Genomic DNA, 15276 nt, shown 5'->3' with positions numbered 1-15276 from the left:
GTGGCGCTGGCGCTTGTTCAGAAAGTGCCAGCAGCTATTTCTTCAATCGCATCATTTCAGTTCCAGCCGCCCCTGCGCGTCGGCCACCAGCAGCTCCACCAGCTCCTGGGCAAAGCTGGGCAGGGCCTCCAGGCTGCGCACGCAGATCTGCATCTCGCGCACCGACCAGGCGTCCGACAGCGGCACGATGGCGATGTCCATGCTGTGCGCGTGGCGGCTGGCGGCCGACTCGGGCAGCACGCCCACACCCACGCCGGCCTCGATCATGCGGCACGCTGTCTCGAAGTTGCTGACCTGGATGCGCAGCTTGATCGGGCGGTGCAGCTGGTCGCTGGCCTGGCGCAAAAAGGCGTGGATGGCACTGGATTCGTGCAGCCCCACATAGTCCATATCCAGCGTGTCGGCAAAGTCGATCTGCATCTCGCCGTCCAGCGCATGGCCCTTGGGCACCACCAGCACCAGCCGGTCGCAGCGGTAGGGCAGGGTTTCCAGGTTCTCGGTGCGCACCAGCCCGGCAACGATGCCGATGTCGGTCTGCCCCTCGGTCACGGCGCGCACGATGTCGTGCGACAGCCGCTCGCGCAGGTCGATGTTCACGTCCGGATTGCGGCGCAGGTAGTGGCGCAGCACGGGCGGCAGGAACTCGCCCAGCGAGGTGGTGTTGGCAAACACGCGCACATGGCCCTTGATGCCGCGCACGTACTCCTGCATGTCGCCGCGCAGGTGCTCGATCTGGCCCAGCACCATGCGCGCATGGGTCACGAAGGCCTGGCCCGGCGGGGTCAGCGTCACGCCCTGGCTGGTGCGGTACAGCAGCTTGGTGCCGATGCTTTCCTCGAGGTTCTTGATGCGCGTACTGGCTGCGGGCAGGGAGATGAAAGAGAGTTCCGCGCCGCGCGTCATGCTGTTGGCGTCGACGATGTGCACCATCAGGCGCAGGTCTACAAGATCGAAATGCATGGCCATGCGCGCATTGTAGAGAGACGGGTGCCGCACCCCGGTACGTCGGCCCAGCCCTGCACAGGAACAAACGCCGCCTTCAGCAAAAGCAAAGCCGCCGCGCGCGCCACCGCTCTAGGATGGCGACCTTGCCTGCCATGTGCAGGCCACACTACAGGCACCACCGAAAGACGCCATGGCCACCACTCCCCCCGCCACCACCCCTGCCTCCCCTGCCCCGCACAGTGCGGCGGCGCAACGCGTGGGGGCCCTGGGTCACCTGCGCGTACTCGACCTCTCGCGCGTGCTCGCCGGCCCCTGGTGCACCCAGAACCTGGCCGACATGGGCGCCGACGTGATCAAGATCGAAAAACCCGGCGAGGGCGACGACACGCGCCACTGGGGCCCGCCCTTTTTTGCCGACGCGGCCGGCGCTCCCACCGACAACGCCTGCTACTTCGCCGCCTGCAACCGCAACAAGCGCTCGGTCACCGTGGACATGGCCACACCCGAAGGCCAGGAGCTCATCCGCGAACTGGCCTGCCAGAGCGACGTGCTGGTGGAAAACTTCAAGACCGGCGGCCTGGCGCGCTACGGCCTGGACTACGCCAGCCTGTCGGCGCTGAACCCGCGCCTGATCTACTGCTCGGTCACGGGCTTTGGCCAGACCGGGCCCTATGCATCGCGCGCGGGCTACGACATGCTGGTGCAGGCCATGAGCGGGCTCATGAGCATCACCGGCCACGCCGACTCCGAGCCCGGCGGTGGCCCGTTGCGCGTGGGGGTGGCCGTGATCGACCTGTTCACCGGCATGTACGCCACCAGCGCCATCCTCAGCGCCCTGGAAGCGCGCCACCACACGGGCCGCGGCCAGCACATCGACATGGCCCTGCTGGACGTGGCCATGGCCATCCTGGCCAACCAGGGCACGGGCTACCTCAACTCCGGCAGCGTGCCCCAGCGCCAGGGCAACACCCACCCCAGCGTCGTGCCCTACCAGGATTTCCCCACGCAGGACGGCAACGTGCTGCTGGCCATCGGCAACGACGGGCAGTTCGCACGCTTTTGCGCCGCCGCCGGCGTGGACTGGGCGCAGGATGCGCGCTTCACCACCAACGCCGGCCGCGTCAAGCACCGCGACACCCTCATCCCCATGATGAGCGCACTCACGCGCACGCGGCCCATGGCCGAATGGGTGCGCCTGCTGGAAGACAAGGCCGTGCCCTGCGGCCCCATCAACCACATCGGCCAGGCCTTTGACGACCCCCAGGTGCAATTCCGGGGCCTGCGCGTGGAGCAGGAGCGCTACCCCGGCGCCCAGCCACCAGCGGGCGAGCACGTCAACCGCGTGGTGACCACAGCCAGCCCGATGCGCCTGTCCGACACACCGCCCACCCTGCGCCATGCACCACCGGCCCTGGGCCAGCACACCGAACAGGTATTGCGCGAACGCCTGGGCGTGGACGCCCAGCGCATGGCCGCCCTGCGCGCCAAGGGCGTGGTCTAAAACCGCAGCCAGCCCACCGGCAGGGCTGCGGCATCACTCAACCCGGTTCCACTCCAGAGCACGGCTGCGCCAGTGCTCTTCGATGGTCTGGGTGAAATCGGCGCGCACCAGCTTGGCACGCTGCTCCAGCCAGTCGGCGTTTTCGCGCCGGATCACGATGCCTTCGAGGTTGCCCTGGCGGAACTGGCTGTGCGTTGCGTGCACCCGTTCGCGCAGCTGGTCGAGGTCCACCGGCCCGGCGTACAGGCGCGGCACCGTCATGAAACCCATGCGGGCCGCCCATTCGTTGCGCCGCGTGGTGCTCCAGAACCGGCCGGTGCTGCGGTCGTACACGTCGAACAGCAGCCACCAGTCGGGCAGCGTGGCGTAGTCGAGCGAGTGGCGGGCGGCGCACCATTCGCCAAACGCCACCAGGTCGGTGCCCAGCGCATCGAACAGCTTGTCCTCGTGGGCAGCCAGCCAGGGGCCCAGCCGGGCAAATTGCCCATGGAAGGGCTGCGGCAGATACTGGCCACGGTTCTGCGCGCGCAGCACGCCGTCGGGCGACACCGAAAAGCCGAGGTTGGCGCCGTCGAGCTTTTCTTCCAGCACCACCTCCCCGGCCAGCAGTTCGTGCGCCTCGTCGGGCGAAAGCACCTTGTCATCGCGCGGTGCGCCGGTGGCCAGCCACGCGATGTGCGGGGTGTGGGGAAATCGGAAGAAATCAGTCATATCGTGCCTTTTTTCCATGCTTGGTGTGCCAGCGCGCCACCAGCCAGTCGTGCAACAAATTCTCGACCTCCAGACCCACCGTCCGCAGCGCCTTCTGGCAGTCGAGCCAGTCGGTATCGCTGGCATTGGTGAGCTGGCAGGCGCTGCCCAGCGCGAGCGCGGCCAGTGCCGCGGCCACCATCTTGCGGTCGGCCAGGTCGGTCACGGCGCTGGCCAGCGCGGGGGGCAGCACGGCATTGCCATCGGCATCGGGCTGCAGATCCACCCAGACCACCTCGTTGTGGTCGATCTTGTGCATCATCACCAGCCAGCCATAGTCCTGCTCGGAGAGCTTGTGCCCGTATTCGCCGCACACCTGCCAGTCGGCATCGAGCACGGCGTGGCGCGTGGGGTCGGCCTCGAAGGCTTCCAGCCAGTCGAACACGCGCTGGCGCAGCGCGGCGTCGTCCACCGGCGTCCCCTCGGCACGAAAAGGTGAACCCGCATCGGCCGCGCTGGCCACGATGAGCACATTGGTGTCCACCAGCCGCGAGGCGGGCAGGGTCTGCGGGCCGCAAGCCTCAGCCACCGGCCGCTTCCCGCATGCGCTGCGCCCGGGCACGCGCCTGCTCGCGCGCCTCGCCCAGGGCGTCGCCAAAAAAACGTGGCGGCCAGTTGCGCACCGTGCCGAATTCATCCACTTCCAGCGGCACCAGCACGGCGTTGGCGCCCTGCCGCTCCACGAACAGCATCTGGCAGTGGGCGGTGGTGGTCTGGCGGCGTGCCAGCAGCGTCTGCATGCGGCGAAACAGGTGCTCGGAATGCGTTTCCACCAGAAACTGCACCTGGCGCTGCTGGCTGACTTCGGCAAACAGCTCGGCCAGCACTGCCTGGGCCAGCGGGTGCAGGTGGATCTCGGGCTCTTCGAGCAGCACCGTGCTGCCCGGCGGCACGCAATAGGCCACCGTCAGCACGGGCAGCACCTGGGCCACGCCCACACCGACATCGCGCAGGTTGGCGTCCACGCCGTCCTTGTGCACCAGCAGCTCGTAGCGGCTGGACCGCCCCAGCTGGCGCACCTCGATGCGGTCGGCCAGGCCCATGCGCTGCAGCGCTGCCGACACGCTGCGCAGCACCGCGCCCTGCCCCGCGCCCGGCTGCAGGGCGTCGGACAGCAAGGCGTTGATGGCCTGCTGGCCTTCTGCCCCCACGGCCCCGGACATGCCCTTGCTCCACACCTGGTCGCGCGCGGGCCGCTGGCGCAGCGGGCCCAGGTAAACGATGGCTTCCAGCTCGCGGCGCAGGGCCAGGCTCAGGTCCTGCAGATGGGCGCCATCGGGGCCCAGCAGGGCAATGGCTTCGGCCGAGAACGCCATCGAGCGCTCGGGCGCCAGCTGCGGTCCCTTGCCACGTGGCCGGGGCTCGTCATCCACCCACACCGCATAGGCGCCGCGCTCGCGGCGCACGGCCCGGAACTGCCGCGCCACGGTGGACAGCGACAGCGCCAGCACCACCACGGCGCCGCTGGCCGTTTGGCCGTAGCTGCAGGCGAAGCGGCCGTGGCGCACCCGCTCGCCCTCGGGGCGCTCGAATTCCAGCACGATCTCGAACTGGCGCGGTGCAGCGCCATGCGCCAGCACGGCATCGAAATCGCCCAGGCTGACCAGGTCGTTGGCTTCGTCGCCGCCCAGATTCAGGTGCAGCGTGCGATCGGGCGCGGCGGCGGTCTGCTTGAGCAGCAGCAGGCTTTGCAGCAGGGTGGACTTGCCCGACGAGTTGCTGCCCAGCAGCATGGTGACCGGCGCCAGCCGCACGCTGCCACTGTCGCGCCAGGCCTTGAGGTTCTTGAGCTGCAGGTGCTTGATCATGTGCGTCGTTCGCCGCCCCAGGCGCGGTCGGTGGCGGGCTGCGGGCGGGCCACCCACGCCCCGCCACTCAGGCGGGCCGCGCTCAGGCGGCTTCTCGGTAGAAGAGTTGCCGCGTCTTCACCGGCGCCACCGCCTGGGCAATGGCGCCAATGTGGTCGGGCGTGGTGCCGCAGCAGCCGCCCACGATGTTCACCAGCCCCTCGGCGGCAAACTCGTGCACCAGCCGGCTGGTGATTTCGGGCGTCTCGTCAAAGCCGGTGTCGCTCATGGGGTTGGGCAGGCCGGCATTGGGGTAGCAGCTGATGAAGGTGTCCTCGGCCACGCGGTTGAGCTCCTGGATGTAGGGGCGCATCAGCGTGGCGCCCAGGGCGCAGTTCAGGCCAATCGCCAGCGGGCGCGCATGGCGCACGCTGTGCCAAAAGGCCGTTACGGTCTGGCCCGAGAGGATGCGGCCCGAGGCATCGGTGACGGTGCCGCTGATGATGAGCGGCAGCCGCTGGCCGGTTTTTTCAAAGAACTCGTCGATGGCAAACAGCGCGGCCTTGGCGTTGAGCGTGTCAAAAATCGTCTCGACCAGCAGCACGTCGGCGCCGCCCTCGACCAGTGCCTCGACCTGCTCGTAGTAGGCGGCACGCAGCTGTTCGAAATCGATGTTGCGCGCGCCGGGGTCGTTCACGTCGGGGCTGATGCTGGCCGTCTTGGGCGTGGGGCCCAGGGCGCCCGCTACGAAGCGGGGGTGGTCGGGCGTGCTGAACTTGTCGCACGCAGCGCGCGCCAGCTGGGCAGATTTCAAGTTCATCTCGCGCGCCAGATCGGCCATGCCGTAGTCTTCCTGCGCGATGGTGGTGGCGCCAAAGGTGTTGGTCTCGATCAGGTCGGCGCCAGCGGCCAGGTAGCGTTCGTGGATGTCGCGAATCACATCGGGGCGCGTCAGGCTCAGCAACTCGTTGTTGCCCTTCACATCGCGTGGAAAGTCCTTGAACCGGTCGCCTGCGCCGTCTGGCCCGGTGTAGCCCTCCCCCCGGTACTGGGCCTCCCCCAGCTTGAAGCGCTGGATCATGGTGCCCATGGCGCCGTCGAGGATGACGATGCGCTGGGCGAGGATGTTGGGAAGCTGCTGGGCGCGGGTGTAGGTGATCTGCTGCATGGCGCAATTGTAAGAAGCGGCGATTCAGGGCGCCGCTGGGGCCTCTTCGGCAACGGCACGCAAGGCCAGCAGCGAATCGATCAGCAGCGTCAGCGCCGGATGGCGGTGCGCGTTGCGCCGCGCGATGAGTTCGTACGGCTCGCTGCGCGACTTGAGCCGCAGCGGCAGGCGGGCGACCATGCCGTGCTGGCAGACGTAGTCGGCCACGTCGTCCGACACCAGGGCCACCAGATTGGGGTTGTGGCTCAGCAGCGAAAGCGTGGCCAGCGCGGATGTGGTCTCGATCAAATGCGTCGGAAATAACAGGTTCTCTTCGAAGAATTCGCGCTCCAGCGTGCGGCGCATTGGCATGTGCGCGCGGTACACCACCCAGCGGCTGGCAGACAGATCCTCCAGCGTGATCGATGCCAGGCCCGCCGCCGGATGCGCCTGGTGCGCGATGACGGCGAGAGACTCATCCTTGACCACGACAGTGTCGTACAGGTGGGGTTTGGGACTGACCGACGAGCGGCAGATGGCCGCGTCCAGCCGCCCCTGGTCGATGAGCGCGAGCAGACTTTCGCTGGTGTCCTCGACGATCTCCACCGAGATGTCCGGCTGCTGGTCCATCAGCTGCGTGAGCGCCCGCGTCAGGAGCGGCACCGCGCCCATGATGGTGCCTACGGCAATGCGGCCACCTGCGCCACTGGCGATGGCGCTCAGCTCTTGCTGCAAGTGGCTGATGTCGGACTGGATCAGCCGCGCGAAGCGCACCGCGCAGGTTCCAGCTTCCGTAGGCACAAGCCCGCGGTTGGTGCGCATGAAGAGCGGCGCGTTGAGCGTGGACTCCAGCTCCTTCAACGCCTTGCTAGCCCCGGGTTGCGTCAGCCCCACGCGGTCCGCCGCCGCCAGCAGCGAGCCCTGCTCCGCCACCGCGATCAGCAACCGCAGCTGCCTGGCATGCAGACGCGACATCACAGAGTTGAGGTTGTAAGGGCTCTGCATTGACTTGGAGTTATAGCTATATCGATAACGGTTAGTTTATTCGACGTCGCCTCACTCATAGACTTCCGCCATTGACGGATGAATATGAAAATTCTTGATATCAGGAGATAAACGATGGCGATGATCAACTACGTGACGGAAATCCGCTTCGGCGCGGACAGTGCCGCTGAGCTGGCACAGGTGTGCCAGACACTCGGCTTCAAAAAACCGCTCTTCATCACCGACAAGGGCGTGGTTGCGGCGGGGTTGATCGAGCGCATCCTTGCCGTGAACGACCTGCCGCACTTTCACGTGTTTGACGGCACGCCCTCCAACCCCACCGAGGCGGCGGCGCGCGAAGGGGTGGCAAGCTTCCATGAAGCAGGCTGCGACGGCATCATCGCCGTGGGTGGCGGCTCGTCCATCGACCTCGCCAAGGCCGTGGCCGTGTCGGCCCGCCATCCGGGGCCGCTGCGCCAGTTCGCGCTGATCGAGGGCGGGCTTGCCCGCATCACGGCGGCCACGGTGCCGGTGGTGGCCATTCCCACTACGGCAGGCACGGGCAGCGAGGTCGGGCGCGGCGCGATCATCATCCTGGACGATGGCCGCAAGGTGGGCATCATCTCGCCCTACGTCATCCCCAAGGTGGCGCTGTGCGACCCGACGCTGACCGTGGGCCTGCCACCGGGCCTGACGGCCGCCACCGGCATGGACGCCGTGGCGCACTGTATCGAGACCTTCCTCGCGCCCAGCTTCAACCCGCCCGCCGAAGGCATCGCCCTGGACGGCCTGCGCCGCGCCTGGAAGAACATCGAAACCGCCTTCCACGAGCCAAGCGACATCGAGGCCCGCACCAACATGATGAGCGCGTCGCTGCAGGGTGCGCTGGCCTTTCAGAAAGGCCTGGGCTGTGTGCACAGCCTGAGCCATTCGCTGGGCGGTATCGACCCGCGCCTGCACCACGGCACCCTCAATGCGGTGCTGCTGCCGGCGGTGGTGCGCTTCAACCGCGCGGCGGAGACGGTGGTGCGCGACGAGAAGATCGACCGCCTGGCGCAGGCCATGGGCCTGCCGGCGCATGCGTCGGTGGAGGACGCGATCCAGGACATGTCCCGCAGGCTCCGGCTCCCGGCCGGCCTGGGCGCGATGGGCGTGACGGCCGACCTGACGCCGCGCATCGTCACCGGCGCGCTGGCTGACCACAGCCACAAGACCAATCCGCGCGAAGCCAGCGCCGACGATTACGCGCGCCTGGTCGAAGCGGCGATGTAGGCCGCAGCGCCCGGCCGTGCTTCGAAGAAGCCTTCGAACCGCCGCGCCTCTCGGTCATCCGCCAGACATTTCCAATTTTCAGACAGGCCATGGTGAACCTGACCAGTGGGTTTCGCCACGCCGCTCATAGATCGAATGACATGCAGCCCATCCCCGCATCTCTGACCCGTCGCCGCACCTTTGCCTATATTGGCGCTTACGCGAGCATGCTCTCCATCGGCTCGTCTGCGCGCGCTTCCGATCGGGACTACCCCGACCGGAGTGTCGAGCTCATCGTGCCCTACGCTGCGGGCGGTGGCACAGACGCCGTGGCTCGATCCTTCGCTGACGTATCGCGCAAGTATTTCCGCAAGAGCATCATTGCGGTGAACAAGCCAGGCGCGAGCACGTCCATCGGCACGATGGAAGTCATCAACGCGCGGCCCGATGGCTACAAGATCGCGTTGGTGACAGTCGAGCTGACCTTCCTGAACAGTCTGGGGATCGCCCGGTTCACGCATGACCGCCTGGTGCCGATCGCACGGCTGAACTACGACCCCTCCGCCATTACCGTCCGCGCAGATTCGCCATGGAAGACCATTGAGGAATTTCTCACTGCCGCGAAGAAATCGCCCGGGGAGATGCGTGTTGGAAACGCTGGCCCGGGCTCGATCTGGAACCTCACGGCCTCTGCACTCGAGGACAAGGCACAGGTACGCTTCAATCAAGTGCCTTACCAGGGAGCAGCCCCTGCCGTCCTGGCGCTCATGGGTGGGCATATCGACGCAGTGGCGGTCAGCCCGGCCGAAGTGGGAACCTACGTGGCAGCGGGCAAGCTGCGGTTGCTCGCCGTCATGGCTGAAAAACGCATTCCCGCGTTTGCCGAGGTGCCGACATTCCGGGAGCGGGGCGTCGATCTGGTGCTGGGCGTTTGGCGGGGCCTGGCCGCGCCCAAGGACACCCCTCCCGAAGTCCTGCAGACGCTGCGGGACATGGCGGCGAAGACCGCGCAGGATCCCGCCTTCCTGGCAACGCTCCAGAAGCTCAATCTGGGCTATGCCTATGCCGATGACCGCGTCTTCGGGGCACAGTGGAGCAGCGACAGCACCTACTTCAAGAGCCTCATCGCAAAGCTGAACATGAAGCTCGGTTGACATGCGGAACGCACCGTAAGACCCGTTGCCGCACAGACGATGCCGCCTGGCACGGCCCGAGGGCCCAGGCGGCACGTCGTTCCGCGTGAGGCAAGCCCTATCGATGGCGCGCAACTGCCCGAAGCGGACATGTGGCGCTGCCCACGCGCTCGCCACCGGGCGGCCTGCGATGCACCCCGGCCTGCCCATTGCCTTTTCCGTTGTCCTCCTTCCATCACGAACCCGCCATGACCTTAATCACCCCCCTCACAGGCAAGATGCTGATCGGCGCCGACGCGGTCGCCGGCACCGACGGAGGCCAGCGTGCCTTCAACCCCGCCACGAATACCGAGATCGCCGAGCCGCATTTCGGCTTCGGCACCCCCGGCGATGTGGACCGCGCCGCCCGCCTGGCCGCGGCAGCGTTCGACGAATACCGCGCGCTGCCGCTGGCACGCCGTGCGGCCTTCCTGGAGGCCATCGCCGACAACATCATGGCGCTAGGCGACGCCCTGCTGGAGCGCGCCCATGCCGAAACCGGCCTGCCGCTGGCGCGCCTGACGGGTGAGCGCGGCCGCACCGTCGGCCAACTGCGTCTGTTCGCCAGCGTGGTGCGCGACGGCCATTTCCTGCACGCCACCATCGACCCCGCCCAGCCGCAGCGCCAGCCAATGCCGCGCGCGGACCTGCGGCTTGCCAAGGTGCCGCTCGGCCCCGTGGCGGTGTTCGGCGCCAGCAACTTCCCGCTCGCGTTCTCGGTGGCCGGGGGCGATACGGCCTCGGCCCTCGCCGCCGGTGCGCCCGTGGTGGTGAAGGCGCACGGCGCCCACCTGGGCACGTCCGAGCTGGTGGGCCGCGCCATCCAGAACGCGGTGCGCGAGCAGGGCCTGCCCGAAGGCGTGTTCTCGCTGCTGATCGGCGCCGGCCGCAGCATCGGCGAGGCGCTGGTGGCCCATCCCGCCATCAAGGCCGTGGGCTTTACCGGCTCGCGCCAAGGCGGCCTGGCCCTGGTGGCCATCGCCAACCGCCGGCCCGAGCCGATTCCCGTCTATGCCGAGATGAGCGCCATCAACCCGGTCTTTCTGCTGCCCGCCGCACTGGCGCAGCGCGCTGACGCCATCGGACAGGCTTTTGCCGACTCACTCGTCATGGGCGCCGGCCAGTTCTGCACCAACCCCGGCCTGGTGCTGGGCATCGACGGGCCGGATCTGGACCGATTCGTGCAATCCGCGGCTGAGGCCCTGGAACGCAAGAGCGCGCAGACCATGCTGACCGCTGGCATCCATGGCGCCTACCGCAGTGGCGTGGAGACGATGGCCGCCACGCCAGGCGTGCAGCGGGTGGCCGAGGGCCAGACTGCGAGCACCTTACACAACGCCGCGCAGGCCGCGCTGTTCATCACCGACGCCCGTACCTTGATGGAGCAGCCTGCGCTGTCGTCCGAGGTTTTCGGCCCCGCATCGCTGGTGGTGAGAGCGAAGGACGCGGATGAGCTGATCGCCGCTGCCGAGCAGCTGGAAGGCCAGCTCACCGCCACCCTGCATCTTGAGGACGCGGACCATCCGCTGGCCCGCCGCCTGCTGCCGGTGCTGGAGCGCAGGGCCGGCCGGTTGCTGGTCAACGGCTTCCCGACGGGCGTGGAGGTGTGCCATGCCATGGTGCACGGTGGGCCGTATCCGTCGACTTCCAACGCGATGTTCACCTCGGTGGGCGCCAGTGCCATTGACCGCTTCCTGCGACCCGTGTGCTACCAGGACCTGCCCGACGCCCTGCTGCCCGAGGCGCTGCAGCAGGCCAACCCGCTGGGCCTCTGGCGGCTGGTCGACGGCGCGCCCGTCCGCGCATGACGGCCATGCCACCGGCAGCCGCCCTCGCACCCTCCGACCTGCTGGCCCGACTCAAGGAGATCGTCGGCGGCGGCCATGTGCTGACGGGCGATGCGTCCACGCGCCGCTACCGCAGCGGCTTTCGCTACGGCGGCGGCGACGTGCTGGCCGTGGTGCGCCCCGGCAGCCTGACGCAGCTGTGGCACACGCTGAAGGCCTGCCACGCCGCCGGCACCGTCATCCTCTGCCAGGCCGCCAACACAGGCCTCACGGGCGGCTCCACACCGATGGAGGGCGGCTACGACCGCCCGGTAGTGCTCATCAACATGCTGCGGCTCAAGCAGCTGGACCTGCTGCAGCGCGGCGAGCAGGTGCTGGCCCAGCCCGGCGTCACGCTCGAACAGCTCGAACGCAGGCTCAAGCCGCTGGGCCGCGAGCCGCATTCCGTGATCGGGTCGAGTTGCATCGGCGCCTCGGTGACAGGCGGCATCTGCAACAACTCCGGGGGCTCGCTCATCCGGCGTGGTCCTGCCTTCACGCAGTTCTCGCTCTTCGCTTGCATCGACGAGGACGGCCAACTGCGGCTCGTCAACCACCTGGGCATAGCACTCGGTGACAATCCCGAGCAGATCCTCGCCAACCTGGACAGTGGCCGTTTCGCGCGCGACGACCTGCCGGCCGAACCCGGCCGCATGGCCTCTGACCGCGAGTACTCGCAGCATGTGCGCGACATCGATTCCAGCGAGCCAGCACGCTACAACGCCGACCCGCGCCGCCTCTACGAGGCCTCGGGCTCCGCCGGCAAGATCGCCGTCTTCGCGCTGCGCCTGGACACCTTCGCGGCGGATACGGACACCCGCGTGTTCTACATCGGCACCAACCAGCCGCGCGACCTCGCGGACCTGCGCCGCCACATGCTGGCCCGCTTCGCTTCCCTGCCCGTGGCGGCCGAGTACATGCACCGCTCGGCCTACGATCTGAGCCGCACCTACGGCAAGGACCTGTTCGTCTACATCCGCAAACTGGGCACCGCGCGCGTGCCGCTGGCCTTCGCGCTCAAGAGCCGTTTCGACGCGTTCGCCGAGCGCTGCGGGCTGGGGCGGAACCTGGCCGACCGCCTGCTGCAGCGGCTCGCCAACGGGATGCCCGAACACCTGCCTGCGCGCATGAACGCTTTTCGCGACCGCTACGCGCACCACCTGCTCTTGAAGGTAAGCGACGCGGGCATCGAGGAAACGCGTGCCTATCTGCAGACCTTCATTGCCGAACGCCCGGAGGCAGGCTTCTTCGAATGCAATGAGGAGGAGGCCGGCGCGGCCTTCCTGAACCGCTTTGCCGTCGGCAACGCCACCAACCGCTACCGGGCGGTGCATGCCGACACGGTGGAAGACGTGGTGGCGCTGGACATCGCGCTGCCGCGCAATGCGCTGGACTGGTTCGAGATCCTGCCGCCGGAGCTGGCCGCGCAGGTCGAGCAGCCCATGTACTGCGGACATTTCTTCTGCCACGTGATGCACCAGGAATACCTGGTGAAGAAGGGCGTGGACTGCGCGCAGTTCAAGGAGCGCGTGCTGGCGCTTCTGGACGCGCGCGGCGCGAAGTACCCGGCCGAACACAACGTCGGTCACATCTACCGCGCAGGCCCGGTGCTCGAGGGCTTCTACCGCAGCCTGGACCCGACCAACACCTTCAATCCCGGCATCGGCCAGACCTCGACGCGGCATCGCTGGCGGGCGGTTTGCTGCGACGAGCATCGCGAGCCGCCCGGCCGGTGATACCGCGGTCCTTCGGGCCGGGCCCTGGCGGTCCGGCCCTTTTTTTGCGTCCGGCCCGCGCCCGTTCCGACCCGAACGCCAGCCAAGAAGAAACGGCCTGAAGACCTCTTGCGAGTCTTCAGGCCGTGAGCCCGGGGCGCCGCAGCGCTCCCGTCGACCGGCGCAGGCTCGTGGGCCCGGCGTCAGCCGTCACCCATGGAACCAGCGCGCAGGCCCCGTGACCAGGATCGGGAAGAAGATCATCAGGAACATGACCGCGAACTCGGCCAGCATGAAGGGCATCACGCCGCGCGTGACATCGTCCATACGCATCTTGCCCACGCCGGCCACCACGTTCAGCACCACGCCCACGGGCGGCGTGATCAGGCCGATGGAGTTGTTGATGATGAACATCACGCCGAAATACACCGGATCGATGCCCGCCGCGTTGACCACCGGCATCAGGATGGGCGTGAGGATCAGGATGGTGGGCGTCATGTCCATCGCCGTGCCGACGACCATCACCAGCACCATGATGGCGGTCATCAGCAGAATCTTGTTGCCCATGAAGGGCTCCAGCAGGCCCACCACCTTGGAGGGCAGGTCGGCCACGGTGATGAGCCAGGCGCTCACCATGGCGGCGGCGATCAGGAACATCACGATGGCGCTGGTCTTGGCAGCACCCACAAAGACGCGGTAGAGCTGGCGCAGCGTGAGTTCGCGGTACACGAAGGTCGCCACCACGAAGGCATAGACTGCGGCCACCACGGCGGCTTCCGTCGGCGTGAACACGCCCATGCGCAGGCCGACGAGGATGATGATCGGCAGCAGCAGCGCCCAGCTGGCCTCGCGCGCAGCGGCCAGGACTTCGCGCATGGACTTGCGCGGCGGCGGCAGGATCTTTTCACGCCGCACCAGCCAGGCCCAGGTCACCCACAAAGCACCGCCGATCAGCAGGCCCGGCACGATGGCCGCCATGAACAGCTTGGAGATGGACACGTTGGCCGCTACGCCGAAGATGACGAGCCCGATGCTCGGCGGGATGACCGGGCCGATGACGCCTGTGGCTGCAATCAGGCCGCCAGCCTGGGCCTTGTCGTGCCCGGCCTTCACCATCATGGGGAGCAGCAGTGCCGTGAGCGCCGCCGCGTCAGCCACGGCCGAACCGGACAGCGCGGACAGCAGACAACCGGCCATGATGGTCACGTAGCCCAGGCCGCCGCGCACGTGGCCGACCAGCGACAGCGCCAGGTTGACGATGCGTTTGGACAGCCCGCCCACATTCATGATTTCGCCGGCCAGCATGAAGAAAGGCACGGCCAGCAGCGGAAAACTGTCGGCGCCGCCGATCAGGTTCTGGATGAGGATCTGCGCATCGAACAGGTCCAACTGCCACATGAGGGCCACGCCGCTGGCCAACAACGCGAAGGAAATAGGCATGCCGATGGCCATCGCCAGCAGCAGCGACACAAGAAAAACCGCGATGATCATGATCAGGAACGTGTGGAGTGTTGGGAGCCACCAGCGGGGGCGGCGGGAGAGGTGCCGAGCGCGCCTAGCGACCCGTGCGGACCGAGCGCCTGGGCCAGGGCACCGGCTTCTTCGGACTCCTGGATGGCCACCAGCTCGTCCACCGACATCCGGCCTGTCAGCAGCCGGACGCCATCCGTCAGCAAGATGAGGGCAGCACACACGGCGAAGACCGCCCCGGCGGCATACACGATGGCCATGGAGGCGCCTGTGACGGGCGCTTCGGTGTCCCAGTTGATGCGCACCTGCGCCAGACTGCCTTCATACAACAGCCACAGGATGTAGAGCATGCAGGCGTAGCTGGCCGCCAGGCAGAGCTTTTTGCCCGCCACGGGGAGCCGCGACACCAGCATGTCCACGCCCAGGTGCGCCCGTTCTCGCAGGGCCACCACGGCGCCCAGGAAGGTGATCCAGATGAAGAGCCAGCGGGCCACTTCTTCGGAGATCGCGATGCCGGAGTTGAAGCCGTAGCGCAGCACCACGTTGCCGAAGACCAGGATCACCATCAGCGCCAGCATGAGCGCGATCAGGAATTCGAAGATGCCGCAATAGATGTCGATGATTTTTCGCACGAGATCGTCCCCTGAGCGAAGGTCGCTGTGTTGTTATGGTTTTTAAGAAAGGCCGAAGCCACCGGCCAGTGCGCACATCCGTGCACGCGCACAGAC

General features: G+C 67.6%; 13 protein-coding genes. 5 read left to right on the top strand and 8 right to left on the bottom strand.

All coding sequences use genetic code 11. The annotated features are described in order from the left end of the window. Nucleotides 1-51: 51 nt before the first annotated feature. Nucleotides 52-966 carry a LysR substrate-binding domain-containing protein gene (locus BLW02_RS05380; RefSeq protein WP_092697349.1) on the bottom strand — a complete coding sequence of 305 codons (915 nt, stop codon included), beginning with the start codon at nucleotides 964-966 and terminating at the stop codon, nucleotides 52-54. 169 nt (nucleotides 967-1135) lie between these two features. On the opposite strand from BLW02_RS05380, the gene BLW02_RS05375 reads away from it, so the two are divergent. Continuing rightward, nucleotides 1136-2446 carry a CaiB/BaiF CoA transferase family protein gene (locus tag BLW02_RS05375; protein ID WP_092697348.1) on the top strand — a complete coding sequence of 437 codons (1311 nt, stop codon included), beginning with the start codon at nucleotides 1136-1138 and terminating at the stop codon, nucleotides 2444-2446. Between the two features lie 33 nt (nucleotides 2447-2479). On the opposite strand, the gene BLW02_RS05370 is transcribed toward BLW02_RS05375, so the two are convergent. The 5 genes from BLW02_RS05370 to BLW02_RS05350 form a co-directional block, all read right to left on the bottom strand. Further along, the gene (locus BLW02_RS05370) at nucleotides 2480-3157 is read right to left on the bottom strand and encodes an RNA ligase family protein (RefSeq protein ID WP_026434856.1); all 678 of its coding nucleotides are present in this window, start codon (nucleotides 3155-3157) and stop codon (nucleotides 2480-2482) included. Beyond that, the gene (locus BLW02_RS05365; protein WP_208859691.1) at nucleotides 3150-3725 is read right to left on the bottom strand and encodes a hypothetical protein; all 576 of its coding nucleotides are present in this window, start codon (nucleotides 3723-3725) and stop codon (nucleotides 3150-3152) included. Before BLW02_RS05365 ends, BLW02_RS05370 begins: the two co-directional genes overlap by 8 nt. Then, entirely contained in the window at nucleotides 3718-5004 is a 1287-nt protein-coding gene (locus BLW02_RS05360; RefSeq protein ID WP_092697347.1) for an AAA family ATPase, read from the bottom strand. The genes BLW02_RS05365 and BLW02_RS05360 overlap by 8 nt, the downstream gene beginning before the upstream one ends. A gap of 82 nt (nucleotides 5005-5086) precedes the next feature. Beyond that, nucleotides 5087-6151, bottom strand: a complete 1065-nt coding sequence (locus tag BLW02_RS05355) for a homocysteine S-methyltransferase family protein (RefSeq protein ID WP_092697346.1) — start codon at nucleotides 6149-6151, stop codon at nucleotides 5087-5089. A 24-nt stretch (nucleotides 6152-6175) separates the two neighbouring features. Next, nucleotides 6176-7105 carry a LysR family transcriptional regulator gene (locus BLW02_RS05350; protein WP_208859690.1) on the bottom strand — a complete coding sequence of 310 codons (930 nt, stop codon included), beginning with the start codon at nucleotides 7103-7105 and terminating at the stop codon, nucleotides 6176-6178. A 144-nt stretch (nucleotides 7106-7249) separates the two neighbouring features. Between BLW02_RS05350 and BLW02_RS05345 the strand changes: the two genes are divergently transcribed. The 4 genes from BLW02_RS05345 (at nucleotide 7250) to dld (ending at nucleotide 13099) form a co-directional block, all read left to right on the top strand. Beyond that, on the top strand, nucleotides 7250-8386 hold the full coding sequence (locus BLW02_RS05345; RefSeq protein WP_092697344.1) for an iron-containing alcohol dehydrogenase: 1137 nt from the start codon (nucleotides 7250-7252) through the stop codon (nucleotides 8384-8386). Nucleotides 8387-8475: 89 nt separating this feature from the next. Next, the gene (locus tag BLW02_RS05340; protein WP_244273620.1) at nucleotides 8476-9519 is read left to right on the top strand and encodes a tripartite tricarboxylate transporter substrate binding protein; all 1044 of its coding nucleotides are present in this window, start codon (nucleotides 8476-8478) and stop codon (nucleotides 9517-9519) included. Between the two features lie 227 nt (nucleotides 9520-9746). Beyond that, on the top strand, nucleotides 9747-11345 hold the full coding sequence (locus tag BLW02_RS05335; protein ID WP_092697342.1) for an aldehyde dehydrogenase (NADP(+)): 1599 nt from the start codon (nucleotides 9747-9749) through the stop codon (nucleotides 11343-11345). Further along, nucleotides 11342-13099 carry a D-lactate dehydrogenase gene (dld, locus tag BLW02_RS05330; protein WP_092697341.1) on the top strand — a complete coding sequence of 586 codons (1758 nt, stop codon included), beginning with the start codon at nucleotides 11342-11344 and terminating at the stop codon, nucleotides 13097-13099. Before BLW02_RS05335 ends, dld begins: the two co-directional genes overlap by 4 nt. Nucleotides 13100-13288: 189 nt before the next feature. Here dld and BLW02_RS05325 read toward each other — a convergent pair whose 3' ends face one another. Then, nucleotides 13289-14569, bottom strand: a complete 1281-nt coding sequence (locus BLW02_RS05325; protein ID WP_092697340.1) for a TRAP transporter large permease — start codon at nucleotides 14567-14569, stop codon at nucleotides 13289-13291. Nucleotides 14570-14571: 2 nt separating this feature from the next. After that, nucleotides 14572-15180 (bottom strand): TRAP transporter small permease, encoded by a 609-nt coding sequence (locus BLW02_RS05320; protein WP_060985978.1) that lies wholly within the window; start codon nucleotides 15178-15180, stop codon nucleotides 14572-14574. Nucleotides 15181-15276: the final 96 nt, after the last annotated feature.

This window comes from Acidovorax soli (assembly GCF_900107605.1).
Taxonomy (GTDB): Bacteria; Pseudomonadota; Gammaproteobacteria; order Burkholderiales; family Burkholderiaceae_C; genus Acidovorax; species Acidovorax soli.
The sequence above is the reverse complement of the archived record's forward strand: the minus strand, read 5'-3'. Positions and strand labels throughout refer to the sequence as shown.

Coding starts and splice junctions, on each gene's coding strand:
- dld (WP_092697341.1), top strand. CDS start 11,342: ATGACGGCCATGCCACCGGCAGCCGCCCTCGCACCCTCCGACCTGCTG.
- BLW02_RS05350 (WP_208859690.1), bottom strand. CDS start 7,105: ATGTCGCGTCTGCATGCCAGGCAGCTGCGGTTGCTGATCGCGGTGGCG.
- BLW02_RS05360 (WP_092697347.1), bottom strand. CDS start 5,004: ATGATCAAGCACCTGCAGCTCAAGAACCTCAAGGCCTGGCGCGACAGT.
- BLW02_RS05335 (WP_092697342.1), top strand. CDS start 9,747: ATGACCTTAATCACCCCCCTCACAGGCAAGATGCTGATCGGCGCCGAC.
- BLW02_RS05345 (WP_092697344.1), top strand. CDS start 7,250: ATGGCGATGATCAACTACGTGACGGAAATCCGCTTCGGCGCGGACAGT.
- BLW02_RS05325 (WP_092697340.1), bottom strand. CDS start 14,569: ATGATCATCGCGGTTTTTCTTGTGTCGCTGCTGCTGGCGATGGCCATC.
- BLW02_RS05355 (WP_092697346.1), bottom strand. CDS start 6,151: ATGCAGCAGATCACCTACACCCGCGCCCAGCAGCTTCCCAACATCCTC.
- BLW02_RS05340 (WP_244273620.1), top strand. CDS start 8,476: ATGGTGAACCTGACCAGTGGGTTTCGCCACGCCGCTCATAGATCGAAT.
- BLW02_RS05380 (WP_092697349.1), bottom strand. CDS start 966: ATGGCCATGCATTTCGATCTTGTAGACCTGCGCCTGATGGTGCACATC.
- BLW02_RS05370 (WP_026434856.1), bottom strand. CDS start 3,157: ATGACTGATTTCTTCCGATTTCCCCACACCCCGCACATCGCGTGGCTG.
- BLW02_RS05375 (WP_092697348.1), top strand. CDS start 1,136: ATGGCCACCACTCCCCCCGCCACCACCCCTGCCTCCCCTGCCCCGCAC.